Consider the following 12961-nt stretch of genomic DNA (forward strand, 5'->3'; position numbering starts at 1 on the left):
CGGGGGCCGACAAAGCGCTTGCCCCCACCTGTACCTGAGAGGCTCTTAGTCGTAGAACGGTTCAACGGATGCCCGACTGCCCACGAAAAAACTGTCCGCGACCAGCCGCAACGGTTGAAGGTCCAGGTCACTGGCCTTGTTGCCGATCAACTGTTGGAAGTGTTGATACACCGCCGCGTACTCGCCTTCCTCCGAAACCGTCTGGCGCACGCCATCGATACTCAACAGCGCGCCGCCGTTATCCAGGCGCAAGGTGCCTTCGGCGCAACGAATCTCGATGCTCCAGAGTTCGTCATGACCGTGATCGAAGTCGAACTCGGCACGGATATCGAGCTGACGCGTGTCGGACATCTTGATAGAAGCGGCAATTGGCGACTGACAGTTGCTCGGCACGCGCAGTTCGGCAGACTCGACGAACAATGGAAGTGGCAGCAAATGGGTCACTATCGACAGGGCGTTGATGCCGGGATCGAAAACACCCAGGCCGCCGGGCTGCCAGATCCACGCCTGACCGGGGTGCCATTTGCGCACATCTTCCTTCCAGTCGATCTGGACACTTTGCAGAGTACGAGTGGACAACCACTCACGCGCCGCTTCGATACCCTGCGCATAACGCGAATGCCAGGCGAACAGACCACTGACGCCCTGCTCCGACACGTGCTCCACCAACGCCATCGCCTCACCCAGCGTCGCACATGGCGGTTTCTCGACCAGCACGTGTTTGCCTGCCGCCAATGCCTCTTGCACCAAGGCAAACCGACCTTGCGGGGGCGTACAGAACGCAATAGCGTCAACCTGCACTCCACTCTCGAGCAACTCACCCAGCGACTTGAAGTTCTCCACCCCGGCACACGGCTGCCCTTGCGTAGCGACAGCCACCAGCTCAAATGCGGGGTTGGCGTGGATGGCAGGGACGTGTTGATCCTGCGCAATCTTGCCGTAGCCCACCAGACCGAGACGAATCGGTTGCATACATGACTCCTGAGTTTTTGTAATTATCGTGAGCACAGTAAACCAGATGTTAATAGTGGGCGGTAAGGGGACACTGGCAAAGCTGGAGTGTTTTCGGTCAAAGACCGTCTGATGAGAGCATGGAAGCCGTTTAACGTTTGTCTTTAGACTTGGCGCACACCCAAATGAAAAAGTGCACGTCCTTGAACAAAAAGCAACGTGACGAAATCAGCAAATTGCTCAGCTACCTGCTGCGCCACGCCCCCGAATCAATGGGCCTGACCCTGGACCGCGACGGCTGGAGTGAGGTCGATGATCTGATCCGGAAAGCAAACGCGCATGGCTATGCTTTCGACCGCCAGGCATTGAATGAAGTGGTTGAGACCAACGAGAAAAAACGCTTCACGCTATCCGAAGATGACCAGCGCATTCGTGCAGCACAGGGCCACAGCACCGTTCAGGTTCAAGTGCAGCACGCCGAAAAGGAACCGCCAGCTACGCTTTATCATGGCACCGCAAGTCGCTTCATGACCTCCATCGAGACACAGGGGCTGATCGCAGGCAGTCGGCATCATGTTCATCTGACTGAGGATCCAGAGACCGCAATGAGCGTCGGCAAACGATACGGGCAACCGGTGCTTCTTGCCGTTGACGCGAAGGGTATGTTTGAAGCCGGGGTACGGTTTTTTCAGGCAGATAACGGGATTTGGTTGGTGAAAGCGGTGAGTCGAGATTCACTCACAGTCCTGCGTTTGCCCATACCTGAATAGTCGCGCAGCACAGGTGATTGTGAGCAGGCAAGAACCAGAGCCGAGCGTCGGAAACGATACCCGCCGTTACCAAATTCCGAAAACGAGGAGGCCCCGCAAGCGGGGCCACAACTTAACCTAGTCTCATCACCGTTTCTTGTGGCACGGGAGTGGAGTTTCCAGGGCAGCGACGTAAATTTACCACACTACGAGACAACGTCAACTCCCAAGATAGGATTTGAAAGCGCCTGACCTACCTATCGCGATCAGAACGAGCACCTTAGGCTGCTTGCCCAACTCCAGCACACGCCAAGACAGGGCTCACTTCGCTTTCTCGCTCGCGCCTCGATAATTTGTCTTAAAGCCATCCAGATACAGCTATGGGCTTCTACGAGAAATCTTTGACGTGTACCCTTTCGGTTTTGGCCCAAGGAATGCCTACCGGCCATCTTTACACTCAGGAGCAGTGAGTCGCTATGGTTTGGCAAACGCTGGAGGCGAAGCTTTCTACGCCAAGGATGTCCCGCTACCTGAAAGGCAACCGAGACAAGGACCGAGCCGCAGAGGCTTACGTCCACAATATGAAAATTGCCGAGTCTCTCGTTTCAGTTTTTCATGTTCTTGAGGTAGCTGTGCGTAAGGGAATTCAGAAAGAAATGGCCTTGGAGTACGGCCGGGATGACTGGTACGAAGAATGGAATGGTACTGGCAATGCAAATTTCCAGAAACTTTATGACAAGATTTCAGAGGCCAAGAATGAGCTTCGTAATCGAAGGGTTGAGCTTACGCCAGACAACATCGTAGCCGAGCTAAGCTTCGGCTTCTGGACGTCTCTATTCAACCGGGCGACCATCATCAACCTGTCAAAACCGCTAATGCGGGTTTTCTATTTCTGCCCTAAAAGCATGCGACAACCCGACAACATTCGCACTCGCCTGAACAAGGGACGTGACCTGCGGAACCGTTGCTTCCACCATGAGCCGCTTTTGTGGCAACCGCTCTATGAACTGCATAGAGATGTATCTGAAGTCATCAAGTGGATCGAACCTGGATTACATGCATGGATAAAGATCCACGATCGATTACCTGCCACACTCGGCGACTGGATGAAGTGGCGAGACTCATCGGAGCCAGCTCAAGCTGAGAGCATTATCGGCAGCAACGAATAAGCAGAGCGTGTAAGCGGCATTCCAAGAAGTGCTTATCCAGCAGCTGATCGGAAAATCGCTTGGTAGATGTTACCAAACGGAATGATGACATTTCATAGAAGACTTCTTTGTCACTTCAATGTGGGTCAGGGCGATTACGACCACTGTCGATACTTCAAACCGGAAGGTACAGATATTTTTATGCTGTTCCGAGCCAAAGACAGGCGCGCCAAAACGCCTCTGACATTGGGAATTCTGTACGAAGCGACCAGAATGAAGGTATGGAATTGCCAGACGCTAGAGGAAATGACGTTTAGCTCAATGCCTACTTACGGTCGTACCGAAGATATACCGGTTAAAATATTTGAGATCAAAACCCGGCAACCTGCGTCCTTATACAGTATGGGTTGCTTGCGGATGCCGAGCCTTGGCACGACGAAAGGCGCTCTCCCGGACACCTCTCGTTCCCATGCCACCTAGCTCATATTCATACACAAGTCCCCATGACGCCGGGAAACGTGGCTCAAGCCAATATGATGACCGTTACTACGCGTGGTAACGCAGAGCTGCAGCACGAAAATCAACATTCATCAACCGCAGAACCACCCCATCACTCAATAGTCTTAGCCTTGCAGCCATTGCCTTGTATAGTTGCCCTCTTCATCTCAGGAGCTTTCCATGCGCATTCCTTCTCGCTTGATCGGTGGCGTTCTGGTCGCCACGTTGCTGACTCAGATTTCTGCCTGCGGCAGTATTTTCTATCCTGACCGTCGCGGTCAGATTGATGGCAAGGTTGACCCGGCCATTGCGGCGCTGGATGCTTTTGCGCTGCTGTTCTATATCGTTCCCGGGGTGATTGCGTTTGCGGTGGACTTCGCGACGGGCGCGATCTATTACGCACCCGGCGAGCATGCGCAGATCGATCCGCAGAAGCTGCAAAAGGCGATCAAGGCTGACGGCAGTGTCGACAACACCAAGCTGCAAGCCATCATTGAAACCGAGCTGGGCCGTTCCCTGCCACTGAACGACCCACGCCTGATTCAGCACAAAGGCAGCGTGGAACAACTGGCAGCCTTGGGCCTGGTCCCGGCAGCCTGATATTGATATGGTTCAAGGAAGCGTCATGAGCACCACTGCCGAACATTCCCGACTGCTGCGTCTGGCGACGCGGGCCTCGCTGGCGGTTGCCGTGACGCTGATCCTGGCCAAGGGCGTTGCCTGGTGGCTCAGTGGTTCAGTGAGCCTGTTGGCCGGCCTTACCGATTCGCTGCTTGATGGCGCGGCCTCGTTCCTCAATCTGCTGGCGGTGCATTACGCGTTGCGCCCAGCCGATGAGGATCATCGCTATGGTCATGGCAAGGCGGAAGCGCTGTCGGGTATGGCGCAGGCGCTGTTCATCACCGTCAGTGGCGTGCTGATCGCTGTTCAGGCGGTCGAACGCATCCAGAACCCGGAGCCGCTGGGCGCGCCGCTGTTGGGTATGGTGGTGATGGTGATTTCCATCGCACTGACGCTTGCACTGCTCACCTTGCAATACCGGGTGATCAAGGCGACAGGCTCGGCGGCCATCCGTGCCGACTCGCTGCACTACCGTTCCGACTTGCTGTTGAACGCCAGTATTCTGGTGGCGCTGACCCTTGCGTATTTCGGCTGGCAACAGCTGGACGCGTATTTTGGTCTGGGCATCGCGCTGTACATCTTGTGGAGCGCTTTGCAGATCGCCCGCGAGACAGTGTCGGTGTTGATGGATGAAGAATTGCCCGCCGATGTCAGCACGCGCATGCTGGCGCTGGCGTGCGACGTGCCGGGCGTGCTTGGGGCGCATGATCTGCGTACACGGATTTCCGGCAATCACTGGTTTGTGCAGCTACATCTGGAGTTGCCGGGCACACTGACCCTGTCGGTCGCCCATGCGCTCTGCGACAAGGTCGCCGATGCTATTCACGAGCAATTCCCGAAGGCCGAAGTGCTGGTGCACGCCGACCCTCAGGAAGTCGTCAAGCAGGCCAATACCTGATCAGCGTCAATTGGCGCTGACGTTGTAGCCACGCCCTGCCAGACAGTCGCCCATCGAGCGACGATAGGCATCCACCAAGTCCGGCGGCGGCTGGCCGCTGACATTGGCCGGGTCGAAGCCGCTCTGCTGCGCGGCCTGCAAATAGCACTGATAGTGATCCAGTTCGACCTGTTGCGGGCTCTGGCCATTGGCAGGGTAGGCAACCGGATCGTAGCCATTGACCTGCTGTCCAGCAGGGGCCTGATATACCGCCTCGTTCTGCGGCGGGTTGACCACTACGTAGTCCTGACTGTCAGGCTGGTAGGCATAATAAGTACCGGCTGCCAGAAACAGCAGACTGCTGCCGATCCACACTTCCTGCGAGTAGGACGGTAGTCTGCTGACACGTACCCCGTAAGGCGGTGTCACCACGACATAACGCGGGCCTTGCGGGCGATACCAGTAACCACCCGAGTAGTAATAGTCCTGACCACGATAGGGAATACGCGAGTAGCCACCCGGTACGCGATCTATCGCATAGCCAGGCCGATATTGCGGGCCTGGCCCCCAGCCATTGCCACGCCCGTCGGGACGCCCCTCCCAATGATCATTGGGGCGGCCGTTACCGGCCTGCCAGTTGCGGTTGTTGCCACGCGGGATGTCCTGATAGTAGCCCTGACGCGGCTGCTGGGTTTGCCACACCTCTCCAGGACCACCCTGGATCGGCAGGTTGTTCTGGGTTTGGCGCAACTGCTGGCGCTGCTGGTTTTGCTGCTGCTGAATCTGACGCTGCTGATCACGTTGTTGCTGATCGATCTGCTGCTGTTGCTGGCGCTCAACCTGACGCTGCTGGTTCTGCTGTTCCTGAATCTGGCGTTGCTGATTGATCTGCTGCTGGTTGATCTGTTGTTGCTGCTGACGCTCGACCTGGCGCTGCTGATTCTGCTGCTGTTGGATCTGACGCTGCTGATTATTCTGTTCCTGGAAGCGCTGCTGTTGTTGCTGACGCTGCTGCCCGTTTTCGCCAGAGCTGTTGTACAACTGATTGCGCGGCGAATCATCACGTTCGTCGGCCAATGCCTGAGCGCTGATGCTCAGACACAACAGACTTACACCCGCAAACTGCCAGATGCCAGATTTCATGCTTTCCTCACTAGAGCGCGGGTTGACGTCATTAAGACTGTTTAAGCGTAGCGCCGTTCTGCGCACTTTATCAGCAGACAAAGAAAAGGGGACCAAATGGCCCCCTTGAGATACTTCGCCCTGGCGCAACGCTTTTGACGTTGGCTCACCTCATGCCGTCTTCTGGACAGTATGTAGCCCGGGGGCCTGGCACACCCTGTTGGGTGGGAGGCCGCGACTGGCCTGATTCGGCGAGTCGCGCTGGACGCTGTGTCCGGGCAGTGATTCTGGTTAAAAGAATAGGCCTGAGGCGAAGGCAGAGGATTGCTAATATTGCGGATTAAAACATTACTTGCGCAATTTTTGACTTCAGATGAATAATCCAGCGCAATTGAATTGATAAAGGGGTGCATCGTGAGCAAGCTCGACAGATACGACCTGAGCATTTTGGCTGAATTGCAACGGGACGCACGCATATCCAACCAGGAATTGGCCGAACTCATCGGTCTGTCACCCTCACCCTGCTCGCGCCGGGTCAAGCAACTGGAGGACGACGGTTACATCGTGCGCCAGGTGGCCCTGCTGGATCGCAAGAAACTTGGCCTGAACCTCACCGCCTACGTGCTGATCGGCATGGACCGGCATACGCCCGAGCGATTCGAGAATTTCGAGCAGCAAATCCGTAACCTGCCTCAGGTTCTGGAATGCAGCCTGGTGACCGGCATGGACGCAGACTACCAACTGAAAGTGGTGGTGCCGGACATGGATCACTACCAGAAACTGCTACTGGGCCATCTGACGCGGATCGAGGGCGTGACCAGCGTCAAGTCCAGCTTTGTGCTCAATCAGGTGCTGGCCAGCACCGAAATGCCGCTGACCCATTTGCGCAACTGAGCACGCTCGACCTCACAGATTTGCGGCGACTTCCCGATATTGGCCCTGATCCAGGCCATCCAGCGTCCAGTCGCCAATTCTGACCCGCACCAGCCGCAGGGTCGGCAACCCGACGGCAGCAGTCATGCGCCGCACCTGCCGATTACGCCCTTCCTTGATCACCAGTTCCAGCCAGCTGGTCGGCACGCTCTTGCGAAAGCGCACAGGCGGGTTGCTTGGCCACAGTTGCGGTTCATCGAGCTGCCGCGCCTCGGCGGGCAAGGTCGGGCCGTCGTTGAGCTGGACACCGTCGCGCAACTGCTGCAACTGCTCATCGGTCGGCTCACCCTCGACCTGCACCCAGTAGGTCTTGGCCAGTTTGTGTTTCGGGTCGGCGATGCGCGCCTGCAACTGGCCGTCGTTGGTCAGCAGCAACAAGCCTTCGCTGTCGCGATCCAGTCGTCCGGCCGGATAAATGCCGGGGATCTTGATGAAGTCCTTGAGCGTGGCGCGCCCTCCTTCGTCACTGAATTGAGTCAGCACATCGAATGGCTTGTTGAAAAGGAACAGCTTCGGCTCGGCCGGTGGCGCTTTGGCGACACGCCGGGCAGCGCCTGCCGGATTGGAGGCAGGACGGCGGGAAACGGGGCGTTGGGTGCGGGACATGGGAATTTGGCAATCAAAAAACAGAAAGGGCCACTTTAGTGGCCCTTCGTGCAAATACCAATCTATTAACGGAACGGCGGCTCGTCGAAGCTGCGCAGTTTGCGCGAGTGCAGCGAGTTCAGCTCGGTGCGCAGCAGGTCCAGCGCGGCGATACCGATCTTCAGGTGCTGGCTGACCGCACGTTCGTAGAACGCATTGGCCGAACCCGGCAGCTTGATTTCACTGTGCAACGGCTTGTCGGATACGCACAGCAACGTGCCGTAAGGCACCCGCAGGCGATACCCTTGAGCGGCGATGGTGCCACTTTCCATGTCGACCGCCACGGCACGCGACAGGTTTATCAATGGACGTTCCTGAGCCCAGCGCAGCTCCCAGTTACGGTCGTCATAGGTCAACACCGTGCCGGTGCACAGGCGCTTCTTGAGCTCTTCGCCGCGTTCGCCGGTGATCTGCGCCGCCGATTCCTGTAAGGCCAGTTGCACTTCGGCGAGCGCCGGAATCGGGATATGCGGCGGCAACACGCGGTCGAGAATGCCGTCGCGACGCATATAGGCGTGGGCCAGTACGTAATCGCCGATGGTCTGCGACTGACGCAGGCCGCCGCAGTGACCAATCATCAGCCAGCAATGCGGACGCAGGACTGCCAGGTGATCAGTGATGTTCTTGGCGTTGGACGGGCCGACGCCGATGTTGACCAGGGTCACGCCATGGCCGTCTTCGGCGATCAGGTGGTACGCAGGCATCTGATAGCGGTGCCAGACCACGCTGGCGACGATGGCCTGGGCTTCATCCAGACTCATGCTCTTGTCGACCACCACATTGCCCGGTAGAACCATACGCACGAAACGCGGGTCTTCGCGGAGTTTTTCCAGCCCGTGCAGGATGAACTGGTCGACATAGCGGTGGTAGTTGGTCAGCAGAATCCACGGCTGCACATGACGCCAGTCGCTGCCGGTGTAATGCACCAGACGGCGCAGCGAGAAATCCACCCGTGCGGCATCGAACAGCGCCAGTGGCAGCGGGTCGACATTGGCCCAGTCATAAAGGCCGTCGGCAATACCATCGGTGGCAGCCGACAGGTCGGTGCTGGGGAATACCCGCGCCAGCGCCGCTGCGGTAACACCAGTGCCGGCCAGCTCATCGCCCTGCTCGACCACGTAAGGATAAGGAATGCTCTGCTCGCTCATGCCGACTTCGACCGTCACGGTGAAATCTTTCATCAGCGGGACAAGTTGTTCGAGCAGGTACTTCTTGAAGGCCTTGGGCTGCGTGACGGTAACGCTGTAAGTGCCCGGCAGCTGCACCTTGGCGTAGGCACGAGTGGTTACCGGCACTTCGCCCTTGCATTGGTAGACCAGGCGCAGTTCCGGGTAGCTGAATTGCGCTCGCTCCTCGGCAGTGGGCTCGACGCGGTCTTTCAAATAGCGCTTGAGCGCCTGGCTCAGCGCGCTGGTCGCGCGCTCATGCAGCTCGGCGAGCCGCTCTACGGCCTGCTCGGCGGTGTCGACAATAACAAAGGCTTGGGTCACGATTCATGTCCTGTCTGATCTTGCAGACGTGCATCGTAACGGGTTCGCGTGCTCATGCCACCTGTGGCGAGGACCTGAGCAGCAATGTTTCGACATCGACACCACGCGGCAATGTGCCATACACCCGCCCGCCAGAGGCTATTCGCCCCGCAATAAAGCCATCGCTGACAGCGGCATTGCCCGCTTCCAGCAATAGCTTGCCCTGCAAGGCGACGGCAATGCCCTCGGTCAGTTGGCGGGCGCGGTACTGAATATCGCTCGTGTCCTGAAACGCACCTTTCAATGCAGCTATATGCGCCGCCAGATGCCGATCGCCGTGCCCGTCGCCCAGTTCGTCGAACAGCGCATCGAGCGCGCCTGGTTCTTTGGACAGGGTTCGCAGCACATCCAGGCATTGCACATTGCCCGAGCCTTCCCACGTGGAGTTGACCGGGGCTTCGCGGTAAAGCCGGGGCAGAATGCTGTCCTCGACATAACCGGCACCGCCCAGGCATTCGGCGGCTTCGTTGATCATGGCCGGAGCCCGTTTGCAGATCCAGTATTTACCCACTGCCGTGACCAGACGGACAAAGCGTTTTTCGTGATCATCATCGAGATGGTCCAGCGCACGGCCCATGCGCAGGGTCAGGGCCAGCGCGGCCTCGCTTTCCAGCGCCAGGTCCGCCAGAACGTTCTGCATCAACGGTTGCTCGGCGAGCACCCTGCCACTGACCGCACGATGCGCGCAATGATGCGTGGCCTGCGTCAGCGCCTGACGCATCAAGGCGCTGGAGCCAATCATGCAGTCGAAACGGGTCATGGCGACCATTTCAATGATGGTCGGTACGCCGCGCCCTTCCTCACCGATCATCCACGCCAGCGCGCCGCGAAACTCGACTTCGCTCGATGCGTTGGACCAGTTGCCGAGCTTGTTTTTCAGGCGCTGGATATAGAACTCGTTGCGGGTGTCGTCCGGTCGGTGGCGCGGCAGCAGAAAACAGCTGAGGCCCTTATCGGTCTGCGCCAGAGTCAGAAACGCGTCGCACATCGGTGCCGAGCAGAACCACTTGTGTCCGACCAGCTCATAAGCCTGGCCGGGGCCACCTGCGCCTACCGGGAACGCGCGCGTGGTGTTGGCGCGCACGTCGGTGCCGCCCTGTTTTTCGGTCATGGCCATGCCGAGGGTTGCGCCACGCTTGTGCGCAATGCCCACGTTACGTGGGTCGTACTCAGTAGACAGCACCTTGGGCAGCCATATTTCAGCCAGATCCGGTTGCAGCCTGAGCGCAGGAACACTGGCGAACGTCATGGTCAGCGGGCAGCCGCTGCCCGGTTCTGCCTGCGTATGCAGATAGCTCATGGCAGCGCGCGCCACATGAGCACCGGGTTGCGGATCGGTCCATGGCAACGACGGGATGCCATGCTCGATGGCCGTGCTCATCAACTGGTGGTACGCCGGGTGAAATTCGATCAGATCGATGCGGTGCCCATAACGGTCATGGCTGGCGAATGCAGGCTTGTTCTGATTGGCCAGAAAGCCCGCCTCCATCAGCGGGCCGCCTGCAAGGGCACCGTAAGCGTCTATGCGCGGTTGCGCCCAGCCCGCACCGAAGCGGCTGCTCCACTCCTGAAGCGGCACGTCGATACGGTAGAGGTTCGCCCCGTCCAGCGGTGGCGGTTGATTGGTGACTTCGTGGGTTTCGGCGAATTGATTCAGGTTCATGAGTCATCTCCTGCCTGTGTGCACGCGCAACATGCAAACAGTGAATCACGCGCCCGACATTTGCAAAAGTGCCGTAGCCGCCGAAATCTCGGCGCTTTTACCTGATGCGCGTATCAAATGACGCTTTATATACCCCACTGAGCCTTGAGTTCTGGGGCTCTGCGCACTGCGCCCGGTACAACCATCAGCATCGGGACGTTCAAGGTAAAGCAACTGCCCTTGCCTGGCTCGGAACGATGACTCAGCTCGCCCCCCTGCAACTCGACCAGTTTCCGGCAAATCGCCAGACCGATGCCCAGCCCGCCGTATTCGCGGGTCATGGAGCCGTCGACCTGAAAGAAGTGTTGATACAGTTGGGCTTCGTCCAGTCGACTGAAACCGATGCCGCTGTCCATCACTTCAACCCGCAGGTACATGCGCTCCAGATCCTGCGGGTGCCCGCTGAAGCGCACTTGCACCGCGCCCTTACGGGTGAATTTGATCGCGTTGTCCACCAGGCACTCGATGCACTGGTAGAGCTTGTCGATGTCGCCACGCAGGTACGGCGGCAGCTTATCGTCCAGATCGAGCGTCAAAATCAGCCCCTTGGACTGGGCCGCGCCCAGGAAGCGATTGCGTAGCCTGTCGGTGAGGTCTTCGGGCGAAAAGGCATTGCAGTCGGCATACAGCACTCCGGCCTGAAGTTCGGTGAGGGTCAGAATGCCGTTGATCATGCTCATCATGTCCCGCGCGGAACTGGCAGCCGTTTGCTGATACATCTCCAGTTCGTCATCCATATCGAGTGTCTGCATCACTTCCAGCGACCCGATCACGCCGTTCATCGGCGTGCGCAGCTCATGGGTAAGCGTGGCAAGGAACTCATCTTTCAGCCGGTTGCTGTTGGCCAGTTGCTGGTTGAGACGCTCCAGATCCTGACCTGCCGCCAGCAGCGTTCGCGCCTGCTGGCACCGGGCATGGTTGATACGGTCGGCAAGCGCCATGGAAAGGAATGCCATTTCCAGCACTGTGCCGATGTGCGAGGCGTACATGGTCAGGAAGGTGTTGGGCAAATAGCCCAGCAGCATCAGCCCGAAGATCAACCCGCTGACCATGAAGACAGACCAGGCCAGCACAAAATAGCGCCCTACCCGTTCGCCTTTCATGATGGCGACAATGCCCGCCAGGTAGATCGTCACGGCCCCTGTCATGACCAGTTGAGTGGCCCCGCGCAGGGCTGGCCCGTAACCCAGGAACAAGGCCATGCCCATCACCAGCACAGCAGCGCCGATGACTATCAGCAGCAAGCGGTCCAGCCAGCGCGCCAACTGTGCCGTACCCAGAAAACTGCGCGAAAACTGGCACGCGAACAGCGTGGCCAGCGCCATCAGAAAGGGCGTCGACGCATTTGCCCACCAGGGGCTGTCAGGCCACAGGTATTCAATGGCAACCCCGTTGATCGACATCTGGTAAAGCCCGAACGAGGCGACATACAGCAGGTAGTACAGGTAATCCACCTCACGGACGCTGAGGTAGATGAACAGGTTGTAGACCAGCATGCCCAGCAGCACGCCGTAGATCAGCCCGAAGACGTAAACCTTGGTGGGCTGCGCCTCGAGGTAGGCGTGAGTAGACCAGAGATTGAGCGGAGCCTGAACCGACCCTTCGCTGCGTATGCGCATATACAGGGTTCGCGTCTGACCCGCTGGCAGGTCCAGCTGGAAAAGGTAGTTGTTCTGGGCGAACTGGCGGCTGGAGAACGGCAACATGTCGCCGGTCTGCCAGACCCGCCCGGGATTCCCGTCGGCATCCGGGACATAGAAATCAACGTGGTCCATTGGCGGATAGGCCAGTTCCAGCAACCAGTCGTTATGGATGCTGGCGTCTATCGGGCGATAGGTCAGCTCGACTTTCAGCCAGAAGGCGGAACGCGAATACCCGGCGTTGAAGGTCCCGGCAGGCACGGACTGAAAGGCACCGGCGTGAGCGGCGGCGCTGACGCTTTCAATTGTCGCATCGCCGGTCGGGTCTTCGAATACCTGAATGGCACGACCCAACGGCAGAAAACGAGTGTTTTCATCAAACTCGACTGCATGACTCTGCAACGGCAGCCAAAGAGCCAGAATGATCAACAGATAGCGCATTGAAGCCCCAAGGTAGGTCGTCGCGTTCAATCCATCCATTGATTACGACGTCCCGCAATTTTCTGTCCTTGAAACAGGCTAATGATTCAAACAGACCATTGAACG

Annotated in this window: 12 protein-coding genes and 1 pseudogene; 7 read left to right on the forward strand and 6 right to left on the reverse strand. The window is 58.2% G+C overall.

From position 1 onward, the window contains the following. Window positions 1-45: 45 nt before the first annotated feature. Complete coding sequence (locus FFH21_RS23420) at window positions 46-972, reverse strand: Gfo/Idh/MocA family protein (RefSeq protein WP_004655595.1); 927 nt, start codon at window positions 970-972, stop codon at window positions 46-48. Window positions 973-1154: 182 nt separating this feature from the next. On the opposite strand from FFH21_RS23420, the gene FFH21_RS23425 reads away from it, so the two are divergent. The 5 genes and pseudogenes from FFH21_RS23425 (at window position 1155) to FFH21_RS23445 (ending at window position 4865) form a co-directional block, all read left to right on the forward strand. Beyond that, on the forward strand, window positions 1155-1721 hold the full coding sequence (locus FFH21_RS23425) for an RNA 2'-phosphotransferase (RefSeq protein WP_004667334.1): 567 nt from the start codon (window positions 1155-1157) through the stop codon (window positions 1719-1721). 455 nt (window positions 1722-2176) lie between these two features. Then, on the forward strand, window positions 2177-2869 hold the full coding sequence (locus FFH21_RS23430; RefSeq protein WP_011169535.1) for an Abi family protein: 693 nt from the start codon (window positions 2177-2179) through the stop codon (window positions 2867-2869). A 91-nt stretch (window positions 2870-2960) separates the two neighbouring features. Beyond that, a pseudogene (locus FFH21_RS30690) lies at window positions 2961-3229 on the forward strand (DUF1493 family protein); the annotation flags it as partial. 297 nt (window positions 3230-3526) lie between these two features. Continuing rightward, the gene (locus tag FFH21_RS23440) at window positions 3527-3946 is read left to right on the forward strand and encodes a hypothetical protein (protein ID WP_002555302.1); all 420 of its coding nucleotides are present in this window, start codon (window positions 3527-3529) and stop codon (window positions 3944-3946) included. Window positions 3947-3971: 25 nt separating this feature from the next. Beyond that, the gene (locus tag FFH21_RS23445; RefSeq protein WP_004655604.1) at window positions 3972-4865 is read left to right on the forward strand and encodes a cation diffusion facilitator family transporter; all 894 of its coding nucleotides are present in this window, start codon (window positions 3972-3974) and stop codon (window positions 4863-4865) included. 6 nt (window positions 4866-4871) lie between these two features. On the opposite strand, the gene FFH21_RS30885 is transcribed toward FFH21_RS23445, so the two are convergent. Continuing rightward, on the reverse strand, window positions 4872-5546 hold the full coding sequence (locus FFH21_RS30885; RefSeq protein WP_306599905.1) for a DUF6515 family protein: 675 nt from the start codon (window positions 5544-5546) through the stop codon (window positions 4872-4874). Here FFH21_RS30885 and FFH21_RS30890 point away from each other — a divergent pair. Further along, on the forward strand, window positions 5538-6032 hold the full coding sequence (locus FFH21_RS30890; protein WP_371216487.1) for a hypothetical protein: 495 nt from the start codon (window positions 5538-5540) through the stop codon (window positions 6030-6032). The two genes, FFH21_RS30885 and FFH21_RS30890, sit on opposite strands and share 9 nt — an antisense overlap. 348 nt (window positions 6033-6380) lie before the next feature. Next, window positions 6381-6860, forward strand: coding sequence for an Lrp/AsnC family transcriptional regulator (locus FFH21_RS23455; protein WP_011169537.1), 480 nt, complete (start codon window positions 6381-6383; stop codon window positions 6858-6860). Between the two features lie 12 nt (window positions 6861-6872). Here FFH21_RS23455 and FFH21_RS23460 read toward each other — a convergent pair whose 3' ends face one another. From FFH21_RS23460 to FFH21_RS23475, 4 genes are all read right to left on the reverse strand, one after another. Beyond that, window positions 6873-7505 (reverse strand): pseudouridine synthase, encoded by a 633-nt coding sequence (locus FFH21_RS23460; RefSeq protein WP_011169538.1) that lies wholly within the window; start codon window positions 7503-7505, stop codon window positions 6873-6875. A 65-nt stretch (window positions 7506-7570) separates the two neighbouring features. Then, window positions 7571-9034 carry an AMP nucleosidase gene (gene amn / locus FFH21_RS23465; protein WP_054088521.1) on the reverse strand — a complete coding sequence of 488 codons (1464 nt, stop codon included), beginning with the start codon at window positions 9032-9034 and terminating at the stop codon, window positions 7571-7573. A 52-nt stretch (window positions 9035-9086) separates the two neighbouring features. Next, the gene (locus FFH21_RS23470; protein ID WP_004655617.1) at window positions 9087-10736 is read right to left on the reverse strand and encodes an acyl-CoA dehydrogenase family protein; all 1650 of its coding nucleotides are present in this window, start codon (window positions 10734-10736) and stop codon (window positions 9087-9089) included. A gap of 125 nt (window positions 10737-10861) precedes the next feature. Further along, on the reverse strand, window positions 10862-12856 hold the full coding sequence (locus tag FFH21_RS23475; RefSeq protein WP_004655619.1) for a 7TM diverse intracellular signaling domain-containing protein: 1995 nt from the start codon (window positions 12854-12856) through the stop codon (window positions 10862-10864). Between the last annotated feature and the right edge of the window lie 105 nt (window positions 12857-12961).

Origin of the sequence: Pseudomonas sp. KBS0707, from assembly GCF_005937945.2 — a bacterium.
In the GTDB taxonomy this organism is placed as follows: domain Bacteria; phylum Pseudomonadota; class Gammaproteobacteria; order Pseudomonadales; family Pseudomonadaceae; genus Aquipseudomonas; species Aquipseudomonas amygdali.

Bases quoted from the DNA above. Each gene is read 5' to 3' on its own strand.
- FFH21_RS23420 (WP_004655595.1), bottom strand. From the start codon at position 972: ATGCAACCGATTCGTCTCGGTCTGGTGGGCTACGGCAAGATTGCGCAG.
- FFH21_RS23430 (WP_011169535.1), top strand. From the start codon at position 2,177: ATGGTTTGGCAAACGCTGGAGGCGAAGCTTTCTACGCCAAGGATGTCC.
- FFH21_RS23440 (WP_002555302.1), top strand. From the start codon at position 3,527: ATGCGCATTCCTTCTCGCTTGATCGGTGGCGTTCTGGTCGCCACGTTG.
- FFH21_RS23445 (WP_004655604.1), top strand. From the start codon at position 3,972: ATGAGCACCACTGCCGAACATTCCCGACTGCTGCGTCTGGCGACGCGG.
- FFH21_RS23460 (WP_011169538.1), bottom strand. From the start codon at position 7,505: ATGTCCCGCACCCAACGCCCCGTTTCCCGCCGTCCTGCCTCCAATCCG.
- FFH21_RS23470 (WP_004655617.1), bottom strand. From the start codon at position 10,736: ATGAACCTGAATCAATTCGCCGAAACCCACGAAGTCACCAATCAACCG.
- FFH21_RS23475 (WP_004655619.1), bottom strand. From the start codon at position 12,856: ATGCGCTATCTGTTGATCATTCTGGCTCTTTGGCTGCCGTTGCAGAGT.